The 640-nt window shown below is 36.2% G+C and carries 1 pseudogene; it reads left to right on the top strand.

The features are described 5' to 3' along the window. Positions 1-123: 123 nt before the first annotated feature. A pseudogene (locus tag RB298_RS25580) lies at positions 124-354 on the top strand (MFS transporter); the annotation flags it as partial. Positions 355-640 lie beyond the last annotated feature (286 nt).

The following is a 640-nucleotide window of genomic DNA, read 5'->3' as shown; positions in this document are numbered from 1 at the left end:
TGGTGAAGAGACAAATGGTTGTTGTGTTGATCTCTAGTTCGTTGGGTTTTTTTTCCAGCAGGAGACGGGATACGAATTGGTGCTCCGGTTAGTGTGCCTGGAGATGGTTATAAAGAGAAGGCTAAACACTTAGTTGGTTTGACAGGCGGAGTTTTTAACTTTATCGGAGGGTTAGCCTCTATCATCGTTCCAATTGTTATTGGTTTCTTAGCTAAAGGAGGAAACTTTGCTCCAGCGCTAGTATTCATAGCGGCATTGGCTCTTCTAGGAGCACTTTCGTATATATTCCTTGTAGGAAAAGTAGAAAGAATTAAAGTGGTTAAAGATGAAGAATTGAATCGAGATATTGTGTAAGAAACTATCAAGAGCGATTTACGTTTAGTCAAGATTAACCAATAAGCAAATCAAAGACCGTCCATAATTTTAGAAATTATGGACGGTCTTTTTTATAGATTGCTTCGTAAGCTACATATATCACGAATAGGAGTATAAAAGTAATGCCTATTTCTATAAACAACGCGCAAATTATCCCTTGAACACATATTTGACCATTATAAAAAAGTAAGCCCATACTTAGCATCCGTATACATATCGGTGTTAAAGTATATGTTTAACTATTCTTTTCTAGTTACATAAAACC

The sequence above is a fragment of the Priestia sp. BR_2 genome (genome assembly GCF_041954005.1).
GTDB lineage: Bacteria > Bacillota > Bacilli > Paenibacillales > Paenibacillaceae > Paenibacillus_AQ > Paenibacillus_AQ lautus_A.
The sequence above is the reverse complement of the archived record's forward strand: the minus strand, read 5'-3'. Positions and strand labels throughout refer to the sequence as shown.